The following is a 26998-nucleotide window of genomic DNA, read 5'->3' on the forward strand; positions in this document are numbered from 1 at the left end:
TCAGGGACGTTGCCGTTCCAGGAGGGCGCGGAAAGTGCGCGCGGGGCGGCCGGTGAGGCGTTGGACGGTGTCGGTGACGCGGTCCTCCGCCCCCTCGGCGATGGCACGGTCCAGGCCGGCCAGCATGGAGGCGAACTCCAGCGGCATCAGCGCCGCGAGCCGGTCGCGCATCTGCTCGTAGGACAGCGGGCGGTGGGCCACGGGCCGGCCGGTGACCTCGGTGGTGATCGTGGCGATGTCGTCGTAGCTGAGCGCCTCCGGCCCGGTGAGGACGAGATCGGTGTTGGGGGCGTGCTCGTCGGTCAGCGCGTGGACGGCGACGGCCGCGATGTCCTCGGCGTCGACGAAGCCGACCCGGCCGGTCCCGGTGGCGGTCGCGATGATGCCGTCCTCACGGATGCTCACCGCGTGCGCGTGCGTGCCGGTGAAGTTCTGCATGAACCAGGAGGGCCGCAGTACCGCCCACTGGTCGAACAGGCCGGGCAGGGCCCGGTGCACCGTTCCCACGGCCGGGCCGCCCTCGGGGATGGCCGAGGAGCTGAGCAGCACCGCGCGGTGGACGCCGACGGTGCGGGCCTGCCGGAGGAAGGGCAGCATGACCGCCGCCGGGTCGGGGTCGCCCAGGGGCGGTATGAGGTAGACGCGGTCGGCTCCGTCGAGGGCGGCGGCATGGGTGGCGGCGTCGTACCAGTCGAAGCGGACCGGCTGCGCGCCGGGGACGGGCGTGGCGTGACGGCTGGCGGCCTTGACGCGGTAGCCGGCGGCGGTCAGCCGCGCGGCGGTGCGGCTGCCGGTGGTGCCAGTGGCGCCGATGACCAGTGTGGTGCCGGGGGTGCCGGTGGTGCTGGCGGAGGTACTGGTGGTGGTCAACGGGTGCTCCCGGTGAAGTCGGTGCCGGGTTCGAGGACGGCGAGCGGGTTCCAGTAGTCGCGGTAGGAGGTGATGAGCCCGTCCTGGACGGTCACGACGGCGATGTACGTCATGTCGAAGGGGCTGTCGGTCTGCACCAGGCGGCCGACGCCGCGCATCTCGACCACGATGGTCTCCGGATCGGTGGTCGGGTGGATCCGCAGGTCAGGGAAGTCGTGCAGGTCGATGTGGTCCGGGTACGGGCGCATGTAGGCGGCGATGGCCTCCTTGCCCTCCAGGCGCCGGGGCCAGCCGTCGGGGGCGAAGGGGAACTCCATGAGGCCGTCCTCGGCCCACAGGCCGACCCATGCGGGAATGTCCTTGTCCAGCAGCAGGCGCAGGCTGTGGCGGTACACATCCGCCGGTGAGGTGGGTGCGGACATGGGTGTCCTCCGTCTCGTCATCGCGTGGTCTCGTCATCCCATAGAATCCGGACCGTGAGTCCGTTTCGACGATACGGACCCGGGGTCCGCTTTGCAAACGGAGGACTGGAGGAACCGCGTGCCCGAGCGCAAACCCCGCAAGGACGCCGCCCGCAACCGGGAGGCCGTCCTCGCGGCCGCCGACGCACTCTTCGCCCGCAGCGAGAGTCCCGAGGACATCACCATGGCCGACGTCGCGGCGGCGGCGGGCGTCGGCAAGGGAACGCTCTTCCGCGCCTTCGGCGACCGCGGCGGGCTGCTCCGCGCGCTGCACGAGGCACGGCTCGAACCGGTCAGAGAGGCCGTCGAGGCGGGCCCGCCGCCCCTGGGGCCCGGCTCCCCACCGCATCAGCGCGTACCCGCCCTGCTCGACGCCCTCCTGTGCTTCAAACTCGACAACCGCGGTCTCGCGCTGGCCCTGGAGGAGAGCGGAAGCACCAGCCCGTACCAGGCGGAGCACTACGAGCGGTGGCACCGCCTGCTCCAGGCCGTACTGGAGCAGATCCCCGACCTGGCGGCGGACAGCGAATTCACCGCCCATGCCCTGCTCGCCGCCGTCCGGGCCGACCTCGTCGAACGCCGGGCCGGAGAGGAGGGCGTGCCGCGCGAGAGAATTCGGGCCCAGCTGGCGGCCTTCGTCACCCGAGTCGTGGACTCCCGCCCACCACGGGGATCGACCGCCGAGGGCTGATCGAGGGCTGATCGAGGACTGATCGAGGGCTGATCGAGGACGCCGAGCGGGCCGCCGGCGCTTTGCCACTGACGGCCGTCGAGACCGCAGGGGGCGCCATTGGCAGATTTAGGACAGCCTCGATGGCCATGACCATGGAGGACGGGGGCACGAGTGGCTCAGATCTGCCAATTACCCTGGCCGCCACCGCGGGTGCTGACCGCATCGGGACGGCGGACGATGAGCGTGTGGCCGAGCTGGTGTGGTTCTCCTTGCACGGGATCGCGGCCATGGTCATGGCGATGCCGTTCGCGGCCAGTCGGCGGGGGCTGGAGGAGATGGCGGACGACCTCCTTGATCTCGCCATGACCAAATAGCGCGGTACGAGCGGTCGCACTCCAGGAATATGGTTGCCTCAGTCGCCTAACCTTGTGAGGAAAGTGAGGACGGTGACGGTCTCATCCCCCTCTCCCCCACGGAGGCACGCATGACCGAGGCACAAACCGAGGCACAAGCGGGCGCGGCAGTCGGCCTTCCTCACCACCCGAGCCCCCGGGCCGCCGGCTGCCCCTTCGACCCGCCGCCGGCACTGCATGCCCTGCAGTCCGACAAGCCCCTGGCCAAGGTGCGGATCTGGGATGGCAGCACCCCGTGGCTGATCACCGGCTACGACCATCTGCGGAGCCTGCTGGGCGACCCGCGCATCAGCTCCGACGCCACACGCCCCGGCTATCCGCACCGCACAGCCGGCACCAAAGCGGGCGATCAGGCCCGCCGCACGTTCATCACCATGGACGACCCGGACCACGCCCGCCTGCGCCGGATGGTGACGGCACCCTTCGCGATCAAGAAGATGGAGGCGCTGCGGCCGTCGATCCAGAAGATCGTCGACGACCTGATCGACGAGATGCTCGCCGGGCCGAAACCGGTCGATCTGGTCGAGGCGTTCGCGCTGCCGGTTCCCAGCCTGGTCATCTGCGCACTGCTGGGCGTGCCCTACGAGGACCACGACCTCTTCCAGCGCAACACCAAAGTCGTCGTTCGCCGTACGTCGACACCCGAGCAGGTCCTGGCGGCCCTCACCACGCTCACCGACTACCTGGACGACCTCCTGGCCGCCAAACGGGCCCACCCCCAGGACGACCTGCTCTCCGTGCTCGCCACGGAACGGGTGGCCACCGGCGAGATGACCCGGCGGGAGGCCGCCGAGATGGGCGTCCTGCTGCTCGGGGCCGGTCACGAGACCACCGCGAACATGATCGCGCTGGGCACCCTGGCCCTGCTCCAGCACCCGGACCAACTCGCCCTGATCCGCGACGCCGAGGACCCCAAGACGGTCGCCGGGGCAGTGGAGGAGCTGCTGCGCTACCTGAACATCACGCACTCCGGTCGGCGCCGCGTGGCGCTGGAGGACATCGAGATCGGCGGCGAGGTCATCCGCGCCGGCGACGGCGTCGTTTTCGCCAACGACATCGCCAACCGGGACCCGAAAGCCTTCCCCGCACCCGACCAGCTCGACATCACCCGCGACGCCCGGCGCCACGTCGCCTTCGGGTACGGCGTGCACCAGTGCCTCGGCCAGCCGCTGGCCCGCGTGGAACTCCAGGTCGTCTACAACACCCTGTACTCCCGCATCCCCACCCTGGCCCTGGCCACCGACGTCGACCACCTGGAGTTCAAGCACGACGGCTTCGTCTACGGCGTGTACGAACTCCCCGTCACCTGGTAGCGCTCCACCGTCCCGCTCACGAACAACGCCCATACCTCCCCTCACGAAGGGAATCGAGAAACCCCATGCGCGTGGAAGTCGACCAGCCCAAGTGCGTCGCATCCGGGCAGTGCGTTCTGATGGCACCCGCGGTCTTCGACCAGGACGACGACGGCATCGTCCTCCTGCTCGACGAGCGCCCCACCGCCGAGCACCACGACGATGTCCGGGAAGCGGCAGCCGTCTGCCCGGCCGCGGCGATCCGGCTGGAGCAGGAGTGACGGCCACCCCGCCGCGCGGCAGGTTCTCATAGAAGTTTTGTTAGAGTGGGTGCGTGAGCGATCCCAGCTACAGCCCCGGCGAGGGCCCCACGAAGACCGTGTCGGTATCCGTCCATGAAGGCACCATCGCGGCTGTCCGCACCCGCGTCGGCAAACGTGGCCTCTCCGCCTACGTCGAAGCCGCCATCCAACGCCAGATCGAGCGCGACCAACTCGACGAGCTGATCGCTGCGAACGAAGAACTCCACGGCCCTCTCACCCAGGAGGAGATTGACGCAGCCGAACGCGAGATGTTCGGCGATACCAAGGACAACCGGGAGGCGGCTTGAGCGGCACCTGGGTCCTCGACAGTCAGGCCCTGTCTCTCTACCTTCGTGCCGACCGCACCATGACCGCCAGGCTCGCCGCAGCCCGCAGGCGAGACGTCCGTGTGATCACCAGTGCGGTCGCGATCGTCGAAGCCGACCCACAGGGCATGCACACCGCCCGCCTGAACTGGGCGCTTTCCCAGCTCGTGGTGGAGCCGGTGACCAAGGACACCGCCAAGGAAGCCGTCGCACGGATGAAGGAGAGCGGCAGGACCGGCGGACACAAGTACGCACTGGACGCGATCATCGCCGCCACCGCCCGTACCGCACAGCCCCCCGTCACCGTCCTCACTTCCGATCTCGACGGCCTCGCACCGCTCTGCGGCAAGAACATCGAGGTCAGGCAGGTCTGAGCAGAAGCGCTCGGCGAGCAGGGCACGGGTGCGCCCGGCCGACGACCCCCGGCCCTTCGGGGGCTCCCGGGGCCCCCGCCGGGCCGCCGCACACCCGGGTCACTCCCGCGGCGCCCCCGTCGAGCCCCGCACCATCAACTCCCCGCGCACCGTGGCGATCCCGCCCGGTGGCGGGTCCTCGCGGCCCATCGCGATGCGGCCCGCCCGCGCGCCCGCGTCCGAGAGGGGCAGGTGGACCGTCGTCAGGGCCGGTACCGCGTCGATACTGAAGGGGAGGTCGTCGAAGCCGGCCACCGAGACGTCGTCGGGGATGCGCAGGTCCGCGTCACGGAGTGCCGCGCAGGCGCCCAGCGCTACCGTGTCGTTGGCGGCCACCACCGCCGTCAACGACGGGTCGCGGCGCAGGAGTTCAAGGGTGGCGTCGTACCCGGCGCGGCGGTCGTAGCGGCCCCACACCGTGCGCTTCGGGTCGTCCTCGATGCCGTGGGCGGCCAGCGCGTCGCGGTGGCCCTCCAGCCGGTGGCGGGTGGTCGTGCGCTCCTCGGGACCGGCGATGTAGCCGAGGCGACGATGGCCGAGGCCGATGAGGTGCTCGGTGAGCTGCCGGCCGCCACCGCGGTTGTCGAAGGTGAGCGCGATCGCGTCGGGCGAGGGCGGACGTCCGCACAGGACGACCCGGGTGCCCGCGTCCGCCAGTTTGCGCAGCTTGTTGTCGACGGCGGCCACATGCGCGGCGTCCTCGACCGCGCCCCCGGTGAGGACGACCGCGGCGGCGCGCTGGCGCTGGAGGAGCGTGAGGTAGGTCAGTTCGCGCTCGGGGGAGCCGCCCGTGTTGCACACCACGGCCAGCCGCTCGCCGCCCGCACGGCCGCCAGGCCCGCCGATCTCCGACTGGATGGCGCTCGCCATGATGCCGAAGAAGGGGTCGGCGATGTCGTTCACCAGGATGCCGACCAGGTCCGAGGTGGCGGCCGCCAGCGCGCTCGCGGGGCCGTTCAGGACGTAGTCCAACTCGTCCACGGCCCGCAGTACCCGCTCACGGGTGGACGCGGCCACCGGATAGTTCCCGTTCAGCACCCGGGAGACGGTCGCGGGCGACACCTGCGCGCGGGCCGCCACGTCCGCCAGGGTCACAGTCATCGTTCCTCGTCCTCCGGTCCGGTCCTCGCCCACGTCCAGTTCTCACGTCTCTTGGTCACGTCTGCTCGTCACGTCTGCTCGTCACGTCTACTCGTCACATCTGCTCGTCACGCCTGCTCGTCACCGTGTCGGTCGTCCGTCGTCCGTCGTCCGTTTGTCTCTTCGACTCGTCGTCTCGCCGTCGCACTCGCACCCGCCCTCGCCCGCCGCTACAGGCGCCCGGCGCAGCGGTACAGACGCCCCGTGCGGCCGTCGCGGTTGCCGTGGAGCGCCTCGGCCGGACACCGTTGCCGTACCGGCCGCCGGACACCGTTGCCGTACCGCCCGCACCTCCGGCCGATGGGCTGATGCCCTGCGGCAACCGAACAGAAGCCTCACGGACATCCTCAGACAGCCCTCAGACACCTTCAGAAACCCTCACGGGAAAGTCGTGCACGAAACCGCGCGACTCTCGCCCGCGCGGTCTTGTCCGATCCGCCGCACAGAGGCTAGCGTCTCATCACATAGAAAGCGCTTGCTGTCACCCTCATCGACGAACCGGCCGACGGGGGCGTACGCGGCGCACGCGCGTACGAAGGGAATGACGTGACACGCAAGACGGTGCGTATCGCCATGAACGGCGTGACCGGGCGCATGGGCTACCGCCAGCACCTCGTCCGGTCCATCCTCGCCATCCGCGAGGAGGGCGGTCTCGACCTGGGCGACGGCACCCTGCTGTGGCCCGAACCGGTCCTCGTCGGCCGCCGCGAACACGCCCTCAGGGCGCTCGCGGAGCAGCACGACCTGGAGCACTGGTCGACCGACGTGGACGCGGTCCTCGCCGACGAGACCGTGGACCTCTACTTCGACGCCCAGGTCACCTCGGCCCGCGAGGAGGCGATCAAGAAGGCGATCGCCGCCGGCAAGCACATCTACACCGAGAAGCCGACCGCGACGGGCCTGGAGGGCGCCCTGGAGCTGGCCCGGCTCGCGAACGCGGCCGGCATCAAGCACGGTGTGGTCCAGGACAAGCTGTTCCTCCCCGGCCTGCTCAAGCTCAAGCGGCTGATCGACGGCGGCTTCTTCGGCCGCATCCTCTCCGTGCGCGGCGAGTTCGGCTACTGGGTCTTCGAGGGCGACTGGCAGCCCGCCCAGCGCCCCTCCTGGAACTACCGCGCGGAGGACGGCGGCGGCATCGTCGTCGACATGTTCCCGCACTGGGAGTACGTCCTCCACGAGCTCTTCGGCCGGGTCACGTCCGTCCAGGCGCTCACCGCCACCCACATCCCGCAGCGCTGGGACGAGCAGGACAAGCCGTACGACGCCACGGCCGACGACGCCGCGTACGGCATCTTCGAGCTGGACGGCGGCGCCGTCGCCCAGATCAACTCCTCCTGGGCGGTGCGCGTCAACCGTGACGAGCTGGTCGAGTTCCAGGTGGACGGCACGGAGGGCTCGGCGGTCGCCGGGCTGCGCAACTGCCGCGTCCAGCACCGCAGCGCCACACCCAAGCCCGTGTGGAACCCGGACATCCCGGCCACCTACTCCTTCCGCGACCAGTGGCAGGAGGTCCCGGACAACGAGGAGTTCGACAACGGCTTCAAGGCCCAGTGGGAGCTGTTCCTCAAGCACGTCTACGCCGACGCCGACTACCACTGGGACCTGCTGGCCGGTGCCCGTGGCGTGCAGCTCGCCGAGCTGGGCCTGAAGTCCTCGTCGGAGGGCCGCCGTATCGACGTACCGGAGATCCAGCTGTGACGATCCAACTACCGGGTGCGGGCGGGGAGTCGCGCGCCTACACTCCCCGCACTCAGCCCCTCGCCCTCACCACGGGCGCGCCCTTCACCTCCCGTACGGTCTTTTCGGCGGCGCACGTGGTCGCCGATCCGTACGCCGACGTGTCCCCCGACTCGCCCGCCGCCGTCGACTGGGACGCCACCCTCGCCTTCCGCCGCCATCTGTGGTCGCACGGGCTGGGCGTCGCCGAGGCCATGGACACCGCCCAGCGCGGGATGGGCCTGGACTGGGCGGGCGCGGCGGAGCTGATCCGCCGCAGCGCCGCCGAGGCGAAGGCGGTCGGCGGCCGGATCGCGTGCGGGGTCGGGACCGACCAGATCACCGCCGGCTCCCTGATCGCCCCCGGCTCGTTGGAGGAGATCCGCAAGGCGTACGAGGAGCAGCTGGCCGTCGTCGAGGAGTCGGGTGCCCAGGCGATCCTGATGGCCTCCCGTGCGCTGGCCGCGGCCGCCTCGGGCCCCGAGGACTACCTGGAGATCTACGGTCATCTGCTGCGCCAGTCCGCCGAGCCGGTCATCCTGCACTGGCTCGGCCCGATGTTCGACCCGGCGCTGGAGGGCTACTGGGGATCGTCGGACCTGGACGCGGCCACGGACACCTTCCTGGACGTGATCGCGGCGCACCCGGACAAGGTGGACGGCATCAAGGTCTCCCTCCTGGACGCCCAGCGGGAGATCGATCTGCGCCGCCGCCTGCCCGACGGCGTCCGCTGCTACACGGGCGACGACTTCCACTACCCCGAGCTGATCGCGGGCGACGACCAGGGCTTCAGCCACGCCCTGCTCGGCATCTTCGACCCGCTGGGCCCGCTGGCGGCCGAGGCGGTCCGCGTGCTGGACACGGGTGACGTGAAGGGCTTCCGCGAGCTGCTGGACCCCACGGTCGAACTGTCCCGCCATCTCTTCCAGGCGCCCACCCGCTTCTACAAGACGGGGGTCGTCTTCCTCGCCTGGCTGGCGGGGCACCAGGCGCACTTCACGATGGTCGGCGGCCTGCAGTCGGCCCGCTCGCTCCCGCACTTCGCGCGGGCGTACGAGCTGGCGGACGGCCTGGGCCTGTTCCCGGACCCGGCGCTGGCGGAGGCGCGGATGAAGAACCTGCTGGCGGTGTACGGGGTGGCCCAGTGAGCAGCCCGATGAACAGCCGAGTTGGCACGGTTGGTGATCTGTCCCGCTCGATCGGTGATCTGTCGCGCTTCTCCATCAACCAGATGACGGTGAAGCAGTTGTCCCTGCCCGAACTGGTCGGCGCGTGCGTCGAGTTGGGCGTTCCGGGTGTCGGCCTGTGGCGGGAGCCGGTCCAGTCGTACGGCCTGGAGGCGTCGGCCAAGCTGGTCCGCGACGCGGGCCTGGCGGTCACCACACTGTGCCGGGGTGGCTTCTTCACGGCGATCGACCCCGGGGAGCGGGCGAAGGCCCTGGACGACAACCGGCGGGCCGTCGACGAGGCGGCCACCCTCGGCACGGACACTCTGGTGCTGGTCTCCGGGGGCCTCCCGGCCGGTTCGAAGGACCTGCACGGCGCCCGCGAGCGCATCGCGGACGCGCTGGCCGAGCTGGGTCCGTACGCCGCCGCCCGTGGCGTACGGCTGGCCATCGAGCCCCTCCACCCGATGTACGCCTCGGACCGCTGCGTGGTGTCCACCCTGGCCCAGGCCCTGGACCTCGCGGAGCGCTTCCCCGCGGACCAGGTGGGTGTGACCGTGGACACGTACCACATCTGGTGGGACGACACGGCACCCGCGCAGATCGCCCGCGCGGGTGCGGGTGGCCGCATCCACACCTTCCAGCTCGCCGACTGGACGACCCCGCTGCCCGAGGGCGTGCTGACCGGGCGCGGTCAGATCGGTGACGGCGCGATCGACATGCGGGAGTGGAAGGGGTACGTCGAGGCCGCCGGCTACACCGGCCCCATCGAGGTCGAGCTGTTCAACGACGGGCTGTGGGCCCGGGACGGCCGTGAGGTGCTGGCGGAGACGGCGGCACGGTTCGTGGAGCACGCGGCGTAGGGGCGCCGTGTGACGACAAGGACGGCACGGCAGCCTGCCCTCACCACCACGCAGGGCAGGCTGCCCCTCGTAGCCGCTGGTCAGGGGCGGTACACGGCCCCGGGTTCCGGCGTGGCCGGAGCCAGGAGCTGCGAGACCGTCACGAAGGTGTAGCCGCGCTGCCGGAGGGTGTCGATGACGTCCGGCACGGCGGGAATGGTGCCCTTGTAGCGCTCGTGCAGCAGGATGATGCCGTCACGGCGGGTCTGGTCCAGTACCCGGCGGGTGATCAGGGTGGTGTCCGTCGTGGCGTAGTCCTTGGCCGTGACGCTCCACAGGACCTGGGCCAGGCCGAGTCTCCTCATCACGGCGGAGACGTCGTCGTCGGTCCGTCCCCGCGGCGGGCGCATCGACGGTCTCGCGGCCACCGCGGCGCTCCGGCGGCAGCCCCGGCCGCCGGAGGTGCTGATCCTGACCACGTTCACCACGGACAGCTACGTTCTGCAGGCCCTGCGCAACTGATCGACGCCGTCACCGTCACCGGCGGCGCGGGCGACCCGGCACCGTCCCCCGGCGAGGAACGTGCGAAGGCCGAGGCGATGCTGAACCAACTGGGCCCCCGGGAGCGGGAAGTGGCCCTCGCCGTCGCCGAGGGCAGGACCAACGCGGAGATCGCCGAGACCTGCTATATGAGCCTGCCCACGGTGAAGGCGCACGTCTCCCACATCCTGACCAAGCTCGACCTCAACAACCGGGTCCAGATCGCGCTTCTGGTGTACCGGGCGGGCCTCGTCTGACAGGGCCGTCACCCGTCCGTGTCCCTGGACGCCCGAGGGGGCGCGGTCGTACGCTCACCCCACACACATCTCTGACTGAGTCAACTATCGGGCTCGGGCCCGTAACGGACGGGGGCGACGATCATGACCGTGCAGGACATCCGCTCGTTCAACCGCTTCTACACGAACGTCATCGGCGCGCTGGACTACGGCCGCCACCTCTACGCGCCGTACACCCTCACCGAGGCGCGCGTGCTGTGGGAGCTGGCGCACTCCTCGCGGACGGACGCGGCGGACCTGCGGACCGAACTGTCGCTGGACTCGGGGTACTTGAGCCGGCTGCTGAGCAAGTTCGAGGAGGACGGGCTGGTCGAGCGGTCACGGTCGACGCGTGATCCGCGTCGCCGCCGGGTCACGCTGACCGCACGCGGGCGCGAGACGGCCGATCTGCTGAACGAGCGGTCCAACGACTCGGTGAGCTCGCTGCTGGCCCGGGTCCCGGCGGCGGACCGGCCGCGGCTCGCCGAGGCCATGCGCACGATCCGGACGGTCCTGGCCGACGGCCGGGAACCCCGTCCCGAGGATGTGGTCCTGCGTGGGCCCGCCCCCGGCGACCTGGGCTGGATCGTGCAGCGCAACGCCGCCGTCTACGCGGCGGAGTACGGCTTCGACGCGGACTACGAGGGCCTGGTCGCGAGGATCGTCGCGGACTTCGCCGAGGACCACGACCCGGACCGGGAGCGGGTGTGGATCGCGGAGCTGGACGGGCGGCCGGTCGGGGGTGTGATGTGCGTACGGGACGACAACGACCCGCCGGGTGCGGCCCGGCTGCGGCTGCTGCTGGTCGAGCCCGACGCGCGGGGGCTGGGGATCGGCAACCGGCTGGTGCGGGCCTGTGTCGAGTTCGCGCGTGAGGCCGGCTACCGCGAGATGGTGCTCTGGACGAACGACTGCCTCGCCTCGGCGCGCAGGATCTACCAGCACCACGGCTTCACGCTCGTCGCCGAGAAGCCCCACCACTCCTTCGGCGTGGACCTCGTGGGCCAGGACTGGCGACTGGATCTCCACGGTGCGGACGAGTGATGAGGATCGTCCCCCGTTATGCCGTGCGTCCCGAGGGACACTCGGACTGAGACTGAGTGAGAGTAGGACTGAGACGGAAGCACCGACCCCCGGCCGGACCACGAAAACCGGACCACGAAAAGGAGTCACGGTGAAACTGGCCTTCTCCACCCTCGGCGTCCCCGGTCTCCCACCGACCGACGTGCAGTGGCTGGCCGTCGAGCACGGCTACCACGGCGTCGAGCTGCGCACACACCCCGACGAGCCGGTGCACCCCGGACTCGGGGCCGCCGAACGGGCCGACATCGCCGCCGGATTCAAGGCGGCGGGCGTGGAGATCCTGGGCCTGGCGGGGTACGCGCGCGTGGCGGCGCCGGGGGACGACGACCCCGTACTCGCCGAACTGCGCGCGCTGCTCGACCTGGCACGGGACCTGGGCGCCCCGTTCGTCCGTGTCTTCCCCGGAGGCGGTGAGCAGGACGTCCGGGAGGCGGACGCGGCGGCGGCCCGGCGGCTCGGCGTGGCGGCCGAGTACGCCACCGACGCGGGCGTGCGCATCCTGCTGGAGACCCATGACTCACACCGGACCGGCGCCGACGTGACCCGCGTGCTCGGGCTGGTCGGCCACCGCCAGGTCGGCGCGCTCTGGGACGTCATGCACACCTGGCTGGGCGGCGAGGAGCCGGCGGCGTCGTACGCGGCGCTGTCTCCGTTCCTGGGGTACGTGCAGGTCAAGGACATCGCCTCGGCCGACGACACCACTCCGCTGCCGCTCGGCGCGGGCGTGCTGCCGCTCACCGAGTGCGTGGACCTGCTCACCCGGGAGGGCTGGGACGGCTGGCTGTGCTGGGAGTACGAGAAGCGCTGGTACGAGGGGATCGCGCCGCTGCCCGGACTGCTGCGGGCGGGCCGGGAGCACCTGGGCCGTCTCCTGAACGACGCGGCGTGACGGGGGGCCAGGGGACTGACCTGAGCTGAGCGTGACTGGCAGGCCCGAGTGGCACCCGAGTGGCACCCGAGTGACATCTGAGTCGGCGCCGCAAGGGAAACCACGAACTCGACTGAATCGTGTCCATTACTGACCGGATTCAATATCGGCCCCCTACCCGACAGTACAAAGCTGTTCGGCTACCTGCGGTAAGGGATTGCAAAGCCCTCCCGTCGCGGGAGACCCTCCCCCAACTGGTCATATCCCGGGGAGAGTTGGCATATGCAAGGCACAATTGACGCCTTCAGTTACGGTGCGGTCACCCCGCTGGCGGCGTACATCATGGCCTGCCTGGGCGGCGCCCTGGGGCTACGCTGCGTAGTCCGGTCCGTGTTCAACGAGCAGTCCTGGAAGCCCGGCTGGCTGGCGCTCGGCGCGACGTCGATCGGGTGCGGCATCTGGACCATGCACTTCATCGCCATGATCGGCTTCCGGGTCGAGGAGACCCAGATCCGCTACGACGTGGGGCTGACGGTGCTGAGCCTCGCCGTGGCGATCACCGTCGTCGGCATCGGCGTGTTCGCGGTCGGATACCGCGGGGTCGACAGGCGCACGCTGGGCATCGCGGGGACCGTCACCGGCCTCGGTGTCGCCGCCATGCACTACCTGGGCATGGCGGCCATGCACATGAACGGCACCATCCGGTACGACACGTTCACCGTCGCGCTCTCGGTGCTGATCGCCGTCGTCGCGGCGACCAGCGCGCTGTGGGCGGCCGTCTCGATCCACGGGTTCCTGCCCAGCCTGGGAGCCAGCCTGATCATGGGGCTCGCCGTGTCGGGCATGCACTACACGGGGATAGCCGCCGTGAGCGTGCAACTGCACACCACGCCCGGCGACATGTGGACGGGTCAGTCGCCCACCTCGCTCCTGCTGCCCATGCTCATCGGTCCGGTCGTCTTCCTGGTCCTGGCCGGGGTGGTGGTGATGTTCGATCCGCTGCTGCTGGGCGACGTGGAGACGGACCGCTCCGGACGGCGACTGGGCGCCATACCCCGCCAAGCCTCGCGTACCGCGCCGCGCGCCGAGTCCCTCTTCGAGCCGCCGCCTCCGGCGGCCCGCCACGCCAAGGACTGGCAGAGGTCGCGGGCGCAGCACGTCCAGAAGTGGTGAGCGCCCTCACCCCCGCCGCCCCACCGTCCAGCGCTGCCCCCGGTCCCGTGCCGGGGCGCCCGGCAGACGGGCATGGACCTTCGCCGGCCGCACGGAAGCCCTGGAAGCCTTCGTCGACGCCGGAGCCAGTGCCTGTTGGGGCACTGGCGAGGTCAGCGCCACGCCGCCCACGAGCAGGGCCGCCGCGCACCACCGCAGTCCGCTGACCGGCTCCCCGAGGAACAGGGCCGCCGAGGACATCCCGAAGACCGGTACCAGGAGCGAGAAGGGGGCCACCGTCGACGCCGGGTGCCGGCGCAGCAGCCAGCCCCAGGCACCGAAACCGAAGACCGTGGTGACCCAGGCGACGTACAGGATCACTCCCGCACCCTGCCAGTCCAGCGCGCGCAGGGCGGCGAGGTCGGCGGAGGGGCCCTCGGTGAGGAGGGACAGGAGCAGCAGGGGCAGGACCGGCACCGTGCTGACCCACACCATGAAGTTCAGGGAGTCGGGCGGGGACGCCCTGCGGGTGAGGACGTTGGAGACTCCCCAGCAGACCGCGGCCGCGATGACGAGCGCGAAGGCGCCGAGCGGGCCGCCCGCCCCCTCGTCCACGGCGGCGAGGCCCACCCCGCACAGGGCGACCGCCATGCCCAGGAGCCGTATGCGCGTGGGCCGTTCACCGAGGACCGCGAACGCGATGAGAGCCGTGAAGACCGCCTGGATCTGCAGGACGAGCGAGGACAGCCCGGCGGGCATACCCGCGTCCATGCCGACGAACAGCAACCCGAACTTGGCCACCCCCAGCGCGAGGCCCACCCCCAGGATCCACTTCCACGCGACCTTGGGCCGCCCCACGAAGAAGACGGCGGGCAGGGCGGCCGCCAGGAAGCGCAGGGCCGAGAAGAGGAGGGGCGGGAAGTGGCCGAGGCCGATCTCGATGACGGTGAAGTTCACGCCCCAGACGGCGGCGACGAGAACGGCGAGACAAAGGTGGGTGGGGCGCATGGTTCGAGCATCGGGGCCCGGACCGTTCAGCACCAGCGATGTTTTCTGCATGTTTGGATGAAGCAGTGCTTACGTAAGATGCACGCATGCTCGACCTCCAGCGCCTGCGCGCCCTTCACGCCGTCTCCGTCCACGGCACGGTCGGCGCCGCGGCCGCCGCCCTCGGTTACACGCCCTCCGCCGTGTCCCAGCAGATAGCGAAACTGGAGCGGGAGACGCGGACCGTGCTGCTGGAGCGCCAGGGCCGCGGTGTCCGGCTCACCGAGCAGGCGCAGCATCTCGTCGCCACGGCAGGGGAGTTGCTCACGATCGTCGAGCGGGCGGAGACCGAACTGGAGGAGCGTCGCGGGGTGCCGGCGGGGCGGCTGACGGTGGCGGCGTTCGCGAGCGCGGCGCGGGGGCTGATGCCGGGCGTGCTCGCCGACCTGGCGGTGCGCCATCCGGCGCTCGACGCGCGCCTCACGGAGGTGGAGCCGCACCTGTCCGTGGACCTGGTGGCCAAGGGCGCGGTCGACATGGCGGTCGCCCACGACTGGGACATCGCGCCGCTGCCGGCCCCTGAGGGCGTGGAGCAGGCGGTGATCGGTGAGGATCTGTGCGACCTGCTGGTCCCCTCCGGGCACCCCTTCGCCGCGCGCCGCTCCGTGCGCCGTACGGATCTCAAGGGTGAGCGCTGGATCTGCCAGCCGCCGGGGCGGGTCTGTCACGACTGGCTGGTCCGTACGCTCCGGGCGGCCGGGTGCGAGCCCGACATCGTCCACCAGGCCGAGGAGAACCCGACGCTCGTCGCCCTCGTCGCGGCGGGGCTCGGGGTCGCGCTGATTCCCCGCCTGGGGCGTGGGCCGCTGCCCGCGGGGGTTGTCGAGGTGGCGCTCGATCCCATGCCGGTGCGTCGTCTGTACGCCCTGTGGCGTACGGGGGCGTCTCGCCGTCCGGCGATAGCGGAAACGGTGCGGACGCTTCAGGGGCACTGGCCCAAGGTGATGGTCCGTGACTGAAGTTGGTCGGTAAGTCTCGTCTGCCGGGTTCTTGTCGGTGGTCGGCTGCGGGTTCGTCGTGGCTGGTCGCGCCCACGCGGCGGAGCCGCATATTCAGCACAGCCCCGCGCCCCTTAAGAGCGCGGGCGCACCCGCCGCCGCAACGCACCGCGGGCTCCGCACACACCCGCACAGCGCCCGTGACGGCCCCTCACCAGGTTCGGTGCGGTCCCTTGACCGGAAGAAACTTCCCGGTTATTCGTGACTCCTCGGAAGTTTCCTTCATGAGGGAAGGAGCGCCCATGCGCGACTCCAGCACAGGAAGCACCTCCAGCCGCCCCTCCAGACGCACCGTCCTCGCCGCGACCGCAGGTGTCACCGCCACCCTGGCCCTGGACGCCACGTCCGCCGACGCGGCAGGGACGCAAGCGGGTGCGGACGACAAAGAACTCCGCGCCCTCATCTCCCGTATGACGCTGGAGGAGAAGGTCGGCCAGCTCTTCGTGATGCGGGTGTACGGGCACTCGGCGACCACGCCGGACCAGGCCGACATCGACGCCAACCTCAAGGAGATCGGCGTACGGACGGCCGCCGAGCTGATCGCCAGGTACCGCGTCGGCGGGATCATCTACTTCGCCTGGGCGCACAACACCCGGAACCCCCGGCAGATCGCCGATCTGTCGAACGGCATCCAGCGCGCCTCCCTCGGTCTGCCCCGGGGACTGCCCGTGCTCATCTCCACCGACCAGGAGCACGGGATCGTGGCGCGCGTGGGCAAGCCCGCCACGCTCTTCCCCGGCGCGATGGCCCTCGGCGCGGGCGGCTCCCGCTCCGATGCCCGCACGGCCGCCCGCATCGGCGGCGCCGAGCTGCGCGCCCTCGGCATCCGGCAGGACTTCGCACCCGTCGCCGACGTGAACGTCAACCCGGCCAACCCGGTCATCGGTGTCCGTTCCTTCGGAGCCGACCCCGGGGCCGTGGCCGGGATGGTCGCCGCGCAGGTCGGCGGGTACCAGCGCTCCGGCGTGGCCGCCACGGCCAAGCACTTCCCGGGGCACGGCGACACCGAGACCGACAGCCACTACGGCTTCCCCGAGATCAAGCACACCCGGGAGCAGTGGACCCGGCTCGACGCCCCGCCGTTCAGGGCCGCGATCCGCGCCGGCATCGACGCCGTCATGACCGCGCACATCATGGTCCCGGCCCTCGACCCGTCCGGGGACCCGGCCACCCTGTCCCGCCCGATCCTCACCGGCATCCTGCGCGAGGAGCTCGGTTACGACGGCGTGGTCGTCACCGACTCGCTGGGCATGCAGGGAGTGCGGACCAAGTACGGCGACGACCGGGTGCCCGTGCTCGCGCTCAAGGCCGGTGTCGACCAGCTCCTCAACCCGCCCTCGCTGGACATCGCCTGGAACGCGGTCCTGAACGCCGTACGAAGCGGCGAGCTCACCGAGGCCCGCCTCGACGAATCGATTCTGCGCGTGCTGCGGCTCAAGGCGAAGCTCGGGCTCTTCAAGAAGCCGTACGTCAGCCAGGACGAGGTCGACCGGGTCGTGGGCAGCGACGCCCATCTCGCGACCGCCGACCGCATCGCCGAGCGGACGACCACGCTGCTGGTCAACAGGCAGCGGCTGCTGCCGCTGTCGCGCCGTACCCACCGGAACGTGCTCGTCGTGGGCGCGGACCCGGCCTCCCCTTCCGGCACCACGGGGCCGCCGACCACCGTCCTCGCCACCGCCCTCACCGAACTGGGCTTCACCGCCACGGCGTTGTCCACCGGCACGGCGCCCTCGCAGGCGACCATCGACAGGGCGGTGGCGGCGGCACAGGGCAAGGACGCGGTGGTCGTGGGGACGTACAACGTGACGGCGGCCGACGCGCAGAGGACCCTCGTCGACGCGCTCGCCGCCACCGGTGTACCCGTCGTCGCCCTCGCGATGCGCAATCCGTACGACGTCGCCCACCTCCCCGGCGTGGGTGCCTGCTTGGCGTCGTACTCGTGGACGGACGTCGAGCTGCGGGCGGCGGCGCGGGTGGTGGCCGGGCGCGTGGCGCCGCGCGGGCGGCTGCCGGTGCCGGTGCAGCACGCGGACGACCCGGCGCAGGTGCTGTACCCGGTCGGGCACGGGCTGACGTACTAGACCTACGTCACAGAACGGGCCTAACGCCCCCAAGAGTTCGCAAAGCGCCCCGTTCGTCTGGCGTGACCCCTTCCCGGCGGGTCACGCTGGACGGCGGGGTGCGTCGGGGGTGCGTCGGGGGGACGGATTCATGGTCGTGCGGGGCGGGGGTGGCGGGGGTCTCCGCCTGCGCGTGCGGTCCGCTTCGCGGGGTGCCGCGGTGGCGATGGCTGCGATGACCGCGGTGGCCGTGTTGGTGGCGACGGCGGTGCTCAGCGGGTGCCGGCAATGGTCGGGGGCGGGCGGGTCCGGGGGCGGGGCTCCCGCCTCGGCCGCGTCGTCGGCACGCTCGTCGGGGTTCGGGGCGGTGTTCCTCGGGGTCGACGAGTGCAGTTCCTTCGGCACGACACGTTTCACGGAGGTGCCCTGCACCGGCGAGCGGGCCGCGGCCCGGGTGGTGGCCCGGTACGCGGGCACCGTGTCCGAGGGCCCGGCCTGCCCCGCGACCACGGACTTCGTCCTCCACGTCAGCGAGGCCCGACAGGACCACGAGGGCTACGCCTGTATGCGGAAGCTCACGCCGCCGCATCCGGGCGACCCGGGCGGCGGTGGCGGGCCCCGCACCATCGTCGGCGACTGCGTCTACAGCACCGGTGAGGGTGAGGTCCGCGAGACGTCCTGCGACGGCAAGGGCGAGAACGAACCCGAGTACGAGGTCACCTCGGCCGTCGGCGAACGCGGCGACTGCCCCGCGTCCACGGCCCTCTACGTCCAGCTCGGCGGCGACGACCCGGTGGGCTGCGCCCGGCCCGTCTGAGCCCTCAGCTCCCGGCGTACGAGGGTCTCCGGGCTCCGGGAGCGGCACTCGGGATCGATATCATCCGCTTGCCGACCGTACGGCGACGGCAGTACGACGATGAAAGTCCGGCGATGAAAGTCCGGCGATCGCAGTCCGAGGATGGGGGGACGATGGCCCAGGACGCCAAGGACACCAAGGACGCCAAGGACACCAAGGGCGCTCAGGACGGTCCGGGCAAGGGCGAACTGCCGGAGATCCCCGGGTACCGTCTCGACTCGCTTCTCGGCTCCGGCGGCATGGGCCGCGTCTATCTCGGTACGTCGCCCTCGGGCCGCCAGGTCGCCGTCAAGGTGATCCGCACCGACCTCGTCCACCGGCCCGACTTCCGGCAGCGGTTCCGGCGCGAGGTCACCGCCGCCCGCCGGGTCAGCGGCGCCTTCACCGCACCGGTCGTGGACGCCGACCCGGACGCCGACCCGCCCTGGATGGCGACCCTCTTCGTCCCGGGACAGCCGCTGGACCAGCGCATCAAGCGGGGACCCCTGCTGGCCGCCGAGGAGCTGTACCGCCTGGCCACGGGCCTCGCCGAGGCGCTGCGGGACATCCACCGCGCCGGAATAGTGCACCGCGACCTCAAACCGGCCAACGTCCTGCTCGCCGACGACGGCCCCCGCGTCATCGACTTCGGCATCGTGCGCGCCGCCGACGCCGACATGCCCACGGGTACCGGGATCACGGTGGGTACCCCGCCGTTCATGTCGCCCGAGCAGATCCGCGCCCAGAAGGACGTCGGGCCGCCGAGCGACATCTTCTCGCTGGGCTCGGTGCTGACGTACGCGGCGAGCGGCCATGTGCCGTTCGACGCCACGGACGTGTACGCGGTGGCGTACCAACTGGTCCACGAGCCGCCCGACCTGGACGGCGTGCCCGACTGGCTGCTGCCGGTGGTCGAGCGCTGTCTGGCCAAGGAGCAGACCGAGCGGCCGGACGCGGACGAGCTGCTCGCCCTGCTGCAGAGCACGTCAGGGCCGGCCGTCCTCGACTCGCCGGACACCGTGGTGCTCCGCGCGCCCGCACCCCGCGCACCCGGCGCACCCGGCCTTCCGGCGGAGCCGACCACCGCGGGCGCGGGTTCCGCACCCACTCCCCCGCCCCGGCGGCGCCGGCGCCTCGTCCTCTCGGTGGCGTCCGCGGTCGTCGCGGCCTTCCTGACGGGCGGGCTGATGTACGCGCTCGACGGCGGCGAGGACCGCGGCCCCGCGGGTCCCGGCACGGCACCCGGCGGGAGCGCGCACACCGTCGCGCAGCCGGAGGGCTCGGCGGGCTACATGAGCACGCAGTCGGGGTCGGGCGGCTTCACGTTCACGTACCGCGACAGCCCGGAGCGCCGGCCGCAGGGCTGGCGGCAGTGGCAGTACAACCTCCAGAACAGCGACTGCGTGTACGCCGACGCGTCCCTGGTGTGCGTCGGCGACCGGACCGTCCGGATCGACGCCGCGACCGGCAAGGAGCTGTGGCGGACCGACAAGGCGTCGGCGTACGGCCAGAACACCCCCGTCGTCGTCGGTGACACCGCGATCGTCGACATCGGTGACCGGATCGTGGGTCTGTCGCTCACCGACGGCGCGGTGAAGTGGCGCTACACGACGCCGACGCTCACCCAGCGGCTCATCGGCGACGGGCAGCGGGTGTACGCGGTGGATCACGAGGGGCGGGTGCACGCCGTCGACGCGGCGTCGGGCAGGAGCAGGTGGACGGTGACGGCCCGTGTGTCCGCCGAGGGCGGGTCCGGGCATCCGCCCGCGCTGCGGGTCGTGGGCGACCGGCTCTACGTCTTCGCGAGCGCCTCCCCCGACTCGGTCGGCGAGGACTTCGTCACGGTGTTCAGCACCGCCAACGGGTCGCGCGTCGCCGCGTTCGGCCTGTCCGCGTCGTGCGACGCCGGCAGCGAGGCGCTGCTCGACGAGGACGGCACCACGCGGCTGTACTGCGCCATGACGGACGCGACGGGTACGAAGAGCGCCATCCTGCGTCAGGAGCTGGCGGAGGGCGCCAGGGGCGTCCGCACGCCGGTCGACGCGATGCTGGGCAACGGTCAGGTCGGGGCGCCCGAACTGTCGGTCACCCCGCGCCGGGTGCTGTTCGTGGCGCCCACCGAGACGGGCGGCGAACTGGTCGCCGTCGATCCGGTCGCGCGGACCGAGCTGTGGCGCAGGTCCCTGCCCGGCAGGGGCCCGGCCGACGCGCCCCCCGTGCAGGCCGGCGACCGCGTGTACGTCGCCAACCTCCGGGGAGTCGCCGTCTACGCGGCGCGCACGGGCAAGCTCCTCTACCAGCACAGCGTGCCGGACATCGAGGACGACAGCGGTATGGAGCTGGGCCTGGACACGGAGCCGATGGTGGCGGGCGGGATCATCTACGCCCCGTCGTCGAAGGCGGGCTGGGTGAGTCTGGACACGCTCGACACGGAGGACACCGGGCAGAAGTGAGCCCCGGTACCGCGTCACGATCACGGCGGTACCGGGGCTCACCCAGCGTTCACCGGGCGGCTGCGGCCGATTACGGCCTGAGCGTCATCTCCCGCTCTATGTCACGCTTGTCCAGCTTGGCGTCGTACCTGGCCAGCGGCTTCGCCGCGTCCGGGTCCGCCTGGACCGCGGCGGAGGCCACGCCCGCCCACTCCAGGATGCGGGCCGTCGCCAGGGCCTTCTCGTCGGCCACCAGACCGGCCACGTTCGCGCCGTGGTTGCGGCCGGGCGCCGTGAAGACGTAACTGTCACGCGCGCCCTTGCCGAGGCGGAACGGCTCGGCGCCCCACGGGTCGTTCTCGCCGTACACGAAGAGCATGCGGGTGGCGTTGTGGCGGACCCAGGTGTCCACGTCACGCATGGCGGACGGCTGGAACGTCATCGGGATCTCGCGCGGCACGAAGTTCCGCGGCGGCTGGTAGCCGTAGCGGATGTACTTCTTCTCGATGTGCGGGAACTCGATGGTCGGCGCACCCAGCTGCGTACCCGCCTGGTAGTAGTACGGCGTGTACGGCTCCAGGCCCTGGTCGGTGTACGAGGAGAAGCCGCCGATCGTGTCAATGGACGTCCAGATCTCGTCGTCGGTCGCGGTCTTGGCGTCCTTCGGGATGACGTCGCTGTCGCAGTCCGCGAGCAGGCTGTACTGCCAGAAGCCCCACACGTAGTCGAGCACGACGGCCTCGTACGCCTTGTCCAGGCCGCCGATCGTGTCGAAGGTGAAGCCCTCGGCGGCGGCGTACTCCGCGTACTTCTTCTCCAGCGCTTCACGGCGCACGAGTGCCTCGCGCTGCACGGCGTTCAGGCGGTCGCGGCACTCCTTGGTGCCGACGGTGGCGAAGAACCGGTCGTAGGCCGAGTCCTCCTTGTTCACCACGTCGTTCGGGGCGACGTAGGCGACGACGCCGTCCATGTCACGCGGGTAGAACCGCTCGTAGTAGGTGGCGGTCATGCCGCCCTTGGAGCCGCCGGTGGAGATCCACTTCTTCGAGTAGATCTTCTTCAGCGCGGTGAAGATGCGGTGCTGGTCGCTGGCCGCCTGCCAGATGTCGAGCTTGGACCAGTCGGCCGGGGCGGCGGGGCGGGACGGGGTGAAGAAACGGTACTCCATGGAGACCTGGTTGCCGTCCACGATCTGGGTGGGTTCGCGGCGGCCGGGGTTCGTGGAGACGTTGTAGCCGCCGGTGTAGAAGACCGTCGGGCGGCTGGTGTCCTTGTGCAGCACGGTGATCCGCTGCTGGAACGTGCCCTTGGACGGACGCCGGTGGTCGATCGGCTGGGTGTAGTTGAGGACGAAGAAGCGGTAGCCGGGGTACGGCTTCTCCTCGATCAGGCTCATGCCCGGGATCGCGAGGAGCTGGTCCTTGATGTCGGTGGTGGCACTGGTGCCGGTTCCCGTGTCGTCCGGCTGGGCGGCGGTCGCCGCCCCTGCCGTGCTCACCGTGCCTATGAGCACCACGAGCGCCAGCATCCATCTGAGCGCCTTGCGCATGGAATCTCCCCTGTGACTCATCGTGCGCCGGAACCTAGTCGAGCGACCGGTGCCGGCACCAGGGGAGGAGGGCGCCAACTGGCCAGTCAGGAGGGGAGCTTAGGGAAAACCCTGTGCGGGCGGACGGGGGGATGCCTCAAAGGGGCACAGCCCCCGTCAGCAGAGGATCCACCCCGAGCTCGTACTGCCCCTGCTCACCGCCCCCTTCACCCACACACACCGTCGCCCGGCATGCACGGCGCCCGTCCCGATGCGCTCCTCCCGCTTGCCCTCCCGCCGCACCGGCCGGCTCCCGCGAGCCTGCACGCTGACCGACATCCACTTGGCGGCGCCCCGCTTCTTGGCGACGGTCACCGCACAGACGTAACCGCCGCGCTTGTAGACGTCCACGCGGCCGGTGGAGAAGGGCAGCGTACGGACCTTGCGTCCCGCACAGGACGCCGCCTCGGCGCTGCCCGGCCCGGCCACCACGAGCAGCCCGGACGCGGCCAGCAGGGCCAGTACGAGCGCCATCCGGCGGCGTACCGCACCGTGCGTCCCCGTCGCTCCACCGCTCACCGGATGACATCCCTCCCCGCGCAGAAGACGTACTGCCAGACGTACTGGTGTGACGTACTGGTGTACGGACGCGCGACGTATGCCGGATGGTTGCACGTCCACTGGCGAGGTGTCAGCTCGGCGCGCTGACCGGCTCCCCCACGAAGGTGCGCCACAACTGCGCGTACCGGCCGCCCAGTCGGAGCAGCTCGTCGTGGGTGCCGTCCTCGGTCACGCGGCCGTGGTCCATCACCACGACGCGGTCCGCGCGGGCGGCGGTCGTGAGCCGGTGGGCGACCACGAGCGTGGTGCGGCGGCCCGCGAGACGGTCCGTGGCCTGGTTGACCTGGGCCTCGGTGGCCAGGTCGAGGGCGGCGGTGGCCTCGTCGAGGAGCAGGATGTCAGGGTCGACGAGTTCGGCGCGGGCCAGCGCGATCAGCTGGCGCTGTCCGGCGGAGAGATTGCGGCCGCGTTCGGCGACCTCGTGGAGGTAGCCGCCCTCCAGCGTGGCGATCATGTCGTGCGCGCCGACGGCCCGGGCCGCGGCCTCCACCTCGGCGTCGGTGGCGTCGGGGCGGCCGTAGGCGATGGCGTCACGGACGGTGCCCTGGAAGAGGTACGCCTCCTGCGGGACGACGCCCAGCCGGTGCCGGTACGACGTGATGTCCAGGTGCCGCAGATCGGTGCCGTCCACGAGCACGCGCCCGCTCGTGGGGTCGTAGAAGCGCGCGACGAGCTTCACCAGGGTCGACTTGCCCGCGCCCGTCTCCCCGACGAAGGCGACCGTCTGCCCGGCGGGGATCGTCAACGCGACCCCTCCGAGGGCTTCCTCGTCGTCGCCGTACGCGAAGTGGACGTCCTCGAAGACGATGTCCCCGCGCAGGGACAGCACCTCCAGCGGCTCCTTCGCCGCCTTCGTCGAGGTGGGTTCGCGGAGCAGTTCCTGGATGCGGCCCAGCGACACCGTGGCCTGCTGGTAGCCGTCGAAGACCTGGGAGAGCTGCTGCACGGGCGCGAAGAACAGGTCGATGTAGAGCAGGTACGCGACCAGCGCGCCCGTCGTCAGCGTCGCGGAGTCCACCCGCTGCGCGCCCACGACCAGTACGGCGGCCGCGGCCACCGACGACAGCAGCTGCACGAACGGGAAGTACACGGATATCAGCCACTGGCCGCGGACGCGCGCCGTGCGGTAGCTGTCGCTGCCGGCCGCGAAGCGCTCGCCGCCGTCCCGCTCGCGCCGGAACGCCTGCACGATCCGCAGCCCGGACACCGACTCCTGGAGGTCGGCGTTGACCAGCGCCACGCGTTCGCGGGCGAGTTCGTACGCCTTCACGCTCGCCCGGCGGAAGAAGAACGTGCTGATGATCAGCGGCGGCAGCGTGGTGAAGACGACCAGCGCCAGCTGCACGTCGATCACGAGCAGCGCGACCATGATGCCGAAGAACGTGACGACCGAGACGAACGCGGTGACCAGGCCCGTCTGGAGGAAGGTGGAGAGGGCGTCGACGTCCGTCGTCATCCTCGTCATGATCCGGCCGGTCAGCTCCCGCTCGTAGTAGTCGAGTCCGAGCCGCTGGAGCTGGGCGAAGATCTTCAGCCGGAGCGAGTACAGGACGCGCTCACCGGTCCGTCCGGTCATCCGCGTCTCGCCGATCTGCGCCGCCCACTGGGCGAGTACGGCGAGCAGCGCCAGCACGGAGGCCGCCCACACTCCGCCGAGGGCCAGTTCGGAGACGCCGTTGTCGATGCCGTGCCGGATCAGGACGGGGAGGAGCAGTCCCATGCCGGCGTCGACGGCGACGAGCCCGAGGCTGATGAGCAGGGGGACCCCGAAGCCCCGCAGCAGCCGCCGCAGGCCGTACGACTCCTCCGGCGTGACCGCCCGCGCCTCGTCGATGCCCGGGGTGTCGGTGGCCGGGGGCAGCGCCTCGACCTGGGCGAGGAGTTCGGGGGTGGCCGGCGTCCCGTCGAGGGCGGGGTCCCTGGGCTCCCGGTCGCCGGTCCACAGCCTGGGGGTGATGCCGCGCTCGGCGTCGAACTCGGCGTCCAGTTCGTCCCGTACGGAGGTGTCCGCGGTGAGGGTGTCTTCCGTCAGGGACGCCGGATTGACGTGGCCGGGTGAGACTCCGCCCAGTTCGTCCGGGTCGGTGAGCAGCGAACGGTAGAGGGCGGACCGCTCCTGGAGTTCCTCGTGGGTGCCGAGGTCGGCGAGGCGGCCGTGGTCGAGGACGGCGATGCGGTCGGCGAGGTTGAGGGTGGAGCGGCGGTGGGCGATCAACAAGGTGGTGCGCGCGGTAGCGCTCGATGAGGGGTGGTGGTCGGGCGACGGGAGGGCCGTACGGCCCTCCATGACCTGCCGGAGCGCCTCGTGTATCTCGTGCTCGACGCGGGCGTCCACGGCGGAGGTCGCGTCGTCGAGGACGAGGAGGCGCGGGTCGGTGAGGATGGCACGGGCGAGGGCGACGCGCTGGCGCTGGCCGCCGGAGAGGGTCAGGCCGTGCTCGCCGACCTTGGTGTCGTATCCCTCGGGCAGTGCGGTGATGAACCCGTGCGCCTGGGCGGCGCGGGCGGCGGTCTCGATCTGCTCCTGGGTGGCGTCGGGGCGGCCGTAGGCGATGTTGTCGCGGACGGTGGCCGAGAAGAGGAAGGAGTCCTCGGGGACGAGCCCGATGGCGGCGCGCAGGGAGTCGAGGGTGAGTTCCCGGACGTCGTGGCCGCCGATGAGGACGGCGCCGTGCGTGACGTCGTAGAAGCGCGGCAGGAGCATCGAGAGCGTGGACTTGCCGGAGCCGGAGGAGCCGACGACGGCGAGGGTCTCGCCGGGGCGTATCTCGAAGCTGAGGCCGTCGAGGACGGGGGCCTTGTCCGAGCCCGCGGAGGCGTCCCGGTGAACGTCCCCGTACGCGAACGACACGTCGTCGAACTCGACGGTCGCGGGGGCGTCGGCGGGAAGCGTCTTCGTGCCGTCCCTGAGGGTCGGCTCGGTGTCGATCAGCTCCAGCACGCGCTCGGTGCCCGCCCGTGCCTGCTGACCGACGGTCAGGACCATGGCGAGCATGCGGACGGGGCCGACGAGCTGGGCGAGGTAGCTGGAGAAGGCGACGAACGTGCCGAGCGTGATGTGCCCGCGCACCGCGAGCCAGCCGCCGAGCGCCAGCATGGCGACCTGCCCGAGGGCGGGGACGGCCTGGAGCGCCGGGGTGTACCGGGAGTTGAACCGGATGGTGCGCAGCCGCCCCGCGAACAGCTTGCGGCCGACCTCCCTGAGCTTCCCGGTCTCCTGCTCCTCCTGTCCGAAGCCCTTGACCACGCGGACACCGCTGACGGCACCGTCGACGACGCCCGCGACGGCGGCGGCCTGGGCCTGCGCGTACCAGGTGGCCGGGTGCAGCCGGGTGCGGCTGCGCTTGGCGATCCACCAGAGGGCGGGGGCGACGGCTATCGCGACCAGGGTGAGGGGCAGCGACAGCCAGGCCATGATCACGAGGGAGATCAGGAAGAGCATGACGTTGCCGAGGGTCATCGGCAGCATGAAGAGCAGGCCCTGGATCAGCTGGAGGTCGCTGGTGGCCCTCCCGACGACCTGGCCGGTGGACAGCTCGTCCTGACGGCGCCCGTCGAGCCGCGTGATCGTCTCGTACATGTCGGTCCGCAGGTCGTGCTGGACGTCGAGGGCGAGACGTCCGCCGTAGTAGCGGCGGATGTAGGTCAGGACGTAGACGAGGACGGCGGACCCGATCAGCGCGCCGGCCCAGGGGGCCATGCTCCGGGTGTGGTTCGTGACGACGTCATCGATGATCACCTTGGTGATCAGGGGGACGACGGCCATGAGGGCCATGCCCGCCAGGGAGGAACCGAGGGCGAGGACGACGTCCTTGGGGTACCGCCAGGCGTACCCGGCGAGTCTCCGCGCCCAGCCCTGTATCTCCCCTGTCTCCCCCGTCTCCCCCTGCTCCGCTGCCACGGCGGCGCCTCCCATCTGTGCTGATGTGCCGGAGGCACCAA

23 protein-coding genes and 2 pseudogenes are annotated in these 26998 nt (G+C 71.3%); 17 read left to right on the forward strand and 8 right to left on the reverse strand.

Annotated elements, in window-relative coordinates; genetic code table 11:
• Both IE262_RS22305 and IE262_RS22310 read right to left on the reverse strand, forming a co-directional pair.
• Window positions 1-870, reverse strand: a complete 870-nt coding sequence (locus IE262_RS22305) for an NAD(P)H-binding protein (protein ID WP_189875960.1) — start codon at window positions 868-870, stop codon at window positions 1-3.
• Window positions 867-1292, reverse strand: a complete 426-nt coding sequence (locus IE262_RS22310) for a nuclear transport factor 2 family protein (protein ID WP_189875962.1) — start codon at window positions 1290-1292, stop codon at window positions 867-869. Before IE262_RS22310 ends, IE262_RS22305 begins: the two co-directional genes overlap by 4 nt.
• 118 nt (window positions 1293-1410) lie before the next feature.
• Between IE262_RS22310 and IE262_RS22315 the strand changes: the two genes are divergently transcribed.
• The 6 genes from IE262_RS22315 (at window position 1411) to IE262_RS22340 (ending at window position 4711) form a co-directional block, all read left to right on the forward strand.
• Window positions 1411-2022, forward strand: a complete 612-nt coding sequence (locus tag IE262_RS22315) for a TetR/AcrR family transcriptional regulator (RefSeq protein ID WP_189875964.1) — start codon at window positions 1411-1413, stop codon at window positions 2020-2022.
• 122 nt (window positions 2023-2144) lie between these two features.
• Window positions 2145-2378, forward strand: a complete 234-nt coding sequence (locus IE262_RS22320) for a hypothetical protein (RefSeq protein WP_189875967.1) — start codon at window positions 2145-2147, stop codon at window positions 2376-2378.
• A 110-nt stretch (window positions 2379-2488) separates the two neighbouring features.
• Entirely contained in the window at window positions 2489-3730 is a 1242-nt protein-coding gene (locus IE262_RS22325; RefSeq protein ID WP_134042897.1) for a cytochrome P450, read from the forward strand.
• Between the two features lie 65 nt (window positions 3731-3795).
• A complete protein-coding gene (locus IE262_RS22330; protein ID WP_134042900.1) occupies window positions 3796-3990 on the forward strand; it encodes a ferredoxin in 195 nt (64 codons plus the stop codon).
• Window positions 3991-4043: 53 nt separating this feature from the next.
• Window positions 4044-4319 carry a hypothetical protein gene (locus IE262_RS22335; protein ID WP_134042903.1) on the forward strand — a complete coding sequence of 92 codons (276 nt, stop codon included), beginning with the start codon at window positions 4044-4046 and terminating at the stop codon, window positions 4317-4319.
• Window positions 4316-4711 (forward strand): DNA-binding protein, encoded by a 396-nt coding sequence (locus IE262_RS22340; RefSeq protein ID WP_189875969.1) that lies wholly within the window; start codon window positions 4316-4318, stop codon window positions 4709-4711. Before IE262_RS22335 ends, IE262_RS22340 begins: the two co-directional genes overlap by 4 nt.
• Before the next feature lie 99 nt (window positions 4712-4810).
• Here the strand turns inward: IE262_RS22340 and IE262_RS22345 are convergent, their stop codons facing one another.
• The gene (locus tag IE262_RS22345) at window positions 4811-5851 is read right to left on the reverse strand and encodes a LacI family DNA-binding transcriptional regulator (protein ID WP_134042909.1); all 1041 of its coding nucleotides are present in this window, start codon (window positions 5849-5851) and stop codon (window positions 4811-4813) included.
• Window positions 5852-6436: 585 nt separating this feature from the next.
• Between IE262_RS22345 and IE262_RS22350 the strand changes: the two genes are divergently transcribed.
• From IE262_RS22350 to IE262_RS22360, 3 genes are read left to right on the forward strand one after another with little or no spacing between them, the layout of a single operon-like run.
• Window positions 6437-7588, forward strand: coding sequence for a Gfo/Idh/MocA family protein (locus tag IE262_RS22350; RefSeq protein WP_134042912.1), 1152 nt, complete (start codon window positions 6437-6439; stop codon window positions 7586-7588).
• The gene (locus IE262_RS22355; protein WP_189875971.1) at window positions 7585-8754 is read left to right on the forward strand and encodes a dihydrodipicolinate synthase family protein; all 1170 of its coding nucleotides are present in this window, start codon (window positions 7585-7587) and stop codon (window positions 8752-8754) included. The genes IE262_RS22350 and IE262_RS22355 overlap by 4 nt, the downstream gene beginning before the upstream one ends.
• 8 nt (window positions 8755-8762) lie before the next feature.
• Complete coding sequence (locus IE262_RS22360) at window positions 8763-9635, forward strand: sugar phosphate isomerase/epimerase family protein (protein WP_189875974.1); 873 nt, start codon at window positions 8763-8765, stop codon at window positions 9633-9635.
• Between the two features lie 80 nt (window positions 9636-9715).
• On the opposite strand, the pseudogene IE262_RS22365 reads toward IE262_RS22360, so the two are convergent.
• Window positions 9716-10024 (reverse strand): annotated as a pseudogene (locus IE262_RS22365) (polysaccharide deacetylase family protein); the annotation flags it as partial.
• Here IE262_RS22365 and IE262_RS22370 point away from each other — a divergent pair.
• From IE262_RS22370 to IE262_RS22385, 4 genes and pseudogenes are all read left to right on the forward strand, one after another.
• Window positions 10023-10411, forward strand: a pseudogene (locus IE262_RS22370) (response regulator transcription factor); the annotation flags it as partial. The pseudogenes IE262_RS22365 and IE262_RS22370 overlap by 2 nt on opposite strands.
• Window positions 10412-10534: 123 nt before the next feature.
• Entirely contained in the window at window positions 10535-11473 is a 939-nt protein-coding gene (locus IE262_RS22375) for a bifunctional helix-turn-helix transcriptional regulator/GNAT family N-acetyltransferase (protein ID WP_189875975.1), read from the forward strand.
• Window positions 11474-11603: 130 nt separating this feature from the next.
• Window positions 11604-12401 (forward strand): sugar phosphate isomerase/epimerase family protein, encoded by a 798-nt coding sequence (locus IE262_RS22380; protein ID WP_134042924.1) that lies wholly within the window; start codon window positions 11604-11606, stop codon window positions 12399-12401.
• Window positions 12402-12662: 261 nt separating this feature from the next.
• A complete protein-coding gene (locus IE262_RS22385; RefSeq protein WP_189875978.1) occupies window positions 12663-13553 on the forward strand; it encodes an MHYT domain-containing protein in 891 nt (296 codons plus the stop codon).
• A gap of 6 nt (window positions 13554-13559) precedes the next feature.
• On the opposite strand, the gene IE262_RS22390 is transcribed toward IE262_RS22385, so the two are convergent.
• Window positions 13560-14540, reverse strand: a complete 981-nt coding sequence (locus tag IE262_RS22390) for an EamA family transporter (protein WP_189875980.1) — start codon at window positions 14538-14540, stop codon at window positions 13560-13562.
• Between the two features lie 86 nt (window positions 14541-14626).
• Between IE262_RS22390 and IE262_RS22395 the strand changes: the two genes are divergently transcribed.
• The 4 genes from IE262_RS22395 (at window position 14627) to IE262_RS22410 (ending at window position 20928) form a co-directional block, all read left to right on the forward strand.
• Window positions 14627-15538, forward strand: coding sequence for a LysR family transcriptional regulator (locus IE262_RS22395; RefSeq protein ID WP_189875981.1), 912 nt, complete (start codon window positions 14627-14629; stop codon window positions 15536-15538).
• A gap of 281 nt (window positions 15539-15819) precedes the next feature.
• Window positions 15820-17661 (forward strand): glycoside hydrolase family 3 protein, encoded by a 1842-nt coding sequence (locus IE262_RS22400; protein ID WP_189875983.1) that lies wholly within the window; start codon window positions 15820-15822, stop codon window positions 17659-17661.
• A 214-nt stretch (window positions 17662-17875) separates the two neighbouring features.
• Complete coding sequence (locus tag IE262_RS22405; protein WP_189876232.1) at window positions 17876-18457, forward strand: hypothetical protein; 582 nt, start codon at window positions 17876-17878, stop codon at window positions 18455-18457.
• A gap of 152 nt (window positions 18458-18609) precedes the next feature.
• Window positions 18610-20928, forward strand: coding sequence for a protein kinase domain-containing protein (locus IE262_RS22410; RefSeq protein WP_189875985.1), 2319 nt, complete (start codon window positions 18610-18612; stop codon window positions 20926-20928).
• 70 nt (window positions 20929-20998) lie between these two features.
• Here IE262_RS22410 and IE262_RS22415 read toward each other — a convergent pair whose 3' ends face one another.
• The 3 genes from IE262_RS22415 to IE262_RS22425 all read right to left on the reverse strand — a co-directional run bounded on the left by IE262_RS22415 (window position 20999) and on the right by IE262_RS22425 (window position 26972).
• Window positions 20999-22456, reverse strand: a complete 1458-nt coding sequence (locus tag IE262_RS22415) for a S28 family serine protease (RefSeq protein ID WP_189875988.1) — start codon at window positions 22454-22456, stop codon at window positions 20999-21001.
• Window positions 22457-22612: 156 nt separating this feature from the next.
• Window positions 22613-22969, reverse strand: a complete 357-nt coding sequence (locus IE262_RS22420; RefSeq protein ID WP_134042962.1) for a hypothetical protein — start codon at window positions 22967-22969, stop codon at window positions 22613-22615.
• 157 nt (window positions 22970-23126) lie between these two features.
• Entirely contained in the window at window positions 23127-26972 is a 3846-nt protein-coding gene (locus IE262_RS22425; RefSeq protein ID WP_189875990.1) for an ABC transporter ATP-binding protein, read from the reverse strand.
• Window positions 26973-26998: the final 26 nt, after the last annotated feature.

Origin of the sequence: Streptomyces bluensis (assembly GCF_014650715.1) — a bacterium.
Lineage (GTDB): Bacteria > Actinomycetota > Actinomycetes > Streptomycetales > Streptomycetaceae > Streptomyces > Streptomyces bluensis.

Excerpts from the sequence above, each read along its gene's own strand:
- IE262_RS22420 (WP_134042962.1), bottom strand. The coding sequence starts at position 22,969 with ATGGCGCTCGTACTGGCCCTGCTGGCCGCGTCCGGGCTGCTCGTGGTG.
- IE262_RS22385 (WP_189875978.1), top strand. The coding sequence starts at position 12,663 with ATGCAAGGCACAATTGACGCCTTCAGTTACGGTGCGGTCACCCCGCTG.
- IE262_RS22310 (WP_189875962.1), bottom strand. The coding sequence starts at position 1,292 with ATGTCCGCACCCACCTCACCGGCGGATGTGTACCGCCACAGCCTGCGC.
- IE262_RS22425 (WP_189875990.1), bottom strand. The coding sequence starts at position 26,972 with ATGGGAGGCGCCGCCGTGGCAGCGGAGCAGGGGGAGACGGGGGAGACA.
- IE262_RS22410 (WP_189875985.1), top strand. The coding sequence starts at position 18,610 with ATGGCCCAGGACGCCAAGGACACCAAGGACGCCAAGGACACCAAGGGC.
- IE262_RS22360 (WP_189875974.1), top strand. The coding sequence starts at position 8,763 with ATGAACAGCCGAGTTGGCACGGTTGGTGATCTGTCCCGCTCGATCGGT.
- IE262_RS22400 (WP_189875983.1), top strand. The coding sequence starts at position 15,820 with ATGCGCGACTCCAGCACAGGAAGCACCTCCAGCCGCCCCTCCAGACGC.
- IE262_RS22375 (WP_189875975.1), top strand. The coding sequence starts at position 10,535 with ATGACCGTGCAGGACATCCGCTCGTTCAACCGCTTCTACACGAACGTC.
- IE262_RS22345 (WP_134042909.1), bottom strand. The coding sequence starts at position 5,851 with ATGACTGTGACCCTGGCGGACGTGGCGGCCCGCGCGCAGGTGTCGCCC.
- IE262_RS22390 (WP_189875980.1), bottom strand. The coding sequence starts at position 14,540 with ATGCGCCCCACCCACCTTTGTCTCGCCGTTCTCGTCGCCGCCGTCTGG.
- IE262_RS22405 (WP_189876232.1), top strand. The coding sequence starts at position 17,876 with ATGACCGCGGTGGCCGTGTTGGTGGCGACGGCGGTGCTCAGCGGGTGC.
- IE262_RS22415 (WP_189875988.1), bottom strand. The coding sequence starts at position 22,456 with ATGCGCAAGGCGCTCAGATGGATGCTGGCGCTCGTGGTGCTCATAGGC.
- IE262_RS22320 (WP_189875967.1), top strand. The coding sequence starts at position 2,145 with ATGGCCATGACCATGGAGGACGGGGGCACGAGTGGCTCAGATCTGCCA.
- IE262_RS22330 (WP_134042900.1), top strand. The coding sequence starts at position 3,796 with ATGCGCGTGGAAGTCGACCAGCCCAAGTGCGTCGCATCCGGGCAGTGC.
- IE262_RS22325 (WP_134042897.1), top strand. The coding sequence starts at position 2,489 with ATGACCGAGGCACAAACCGAGGCACAAGCGGGCGCGGCAGTCGGCCTT.
- IE262_RS22395 (WP_189875981.1), top strand. The coding sequence starts at position 14,627 with ATGCTCGACCTCCAGCGCCTGCGCGCCCTTCACGCCGTCTCCGTCCAC.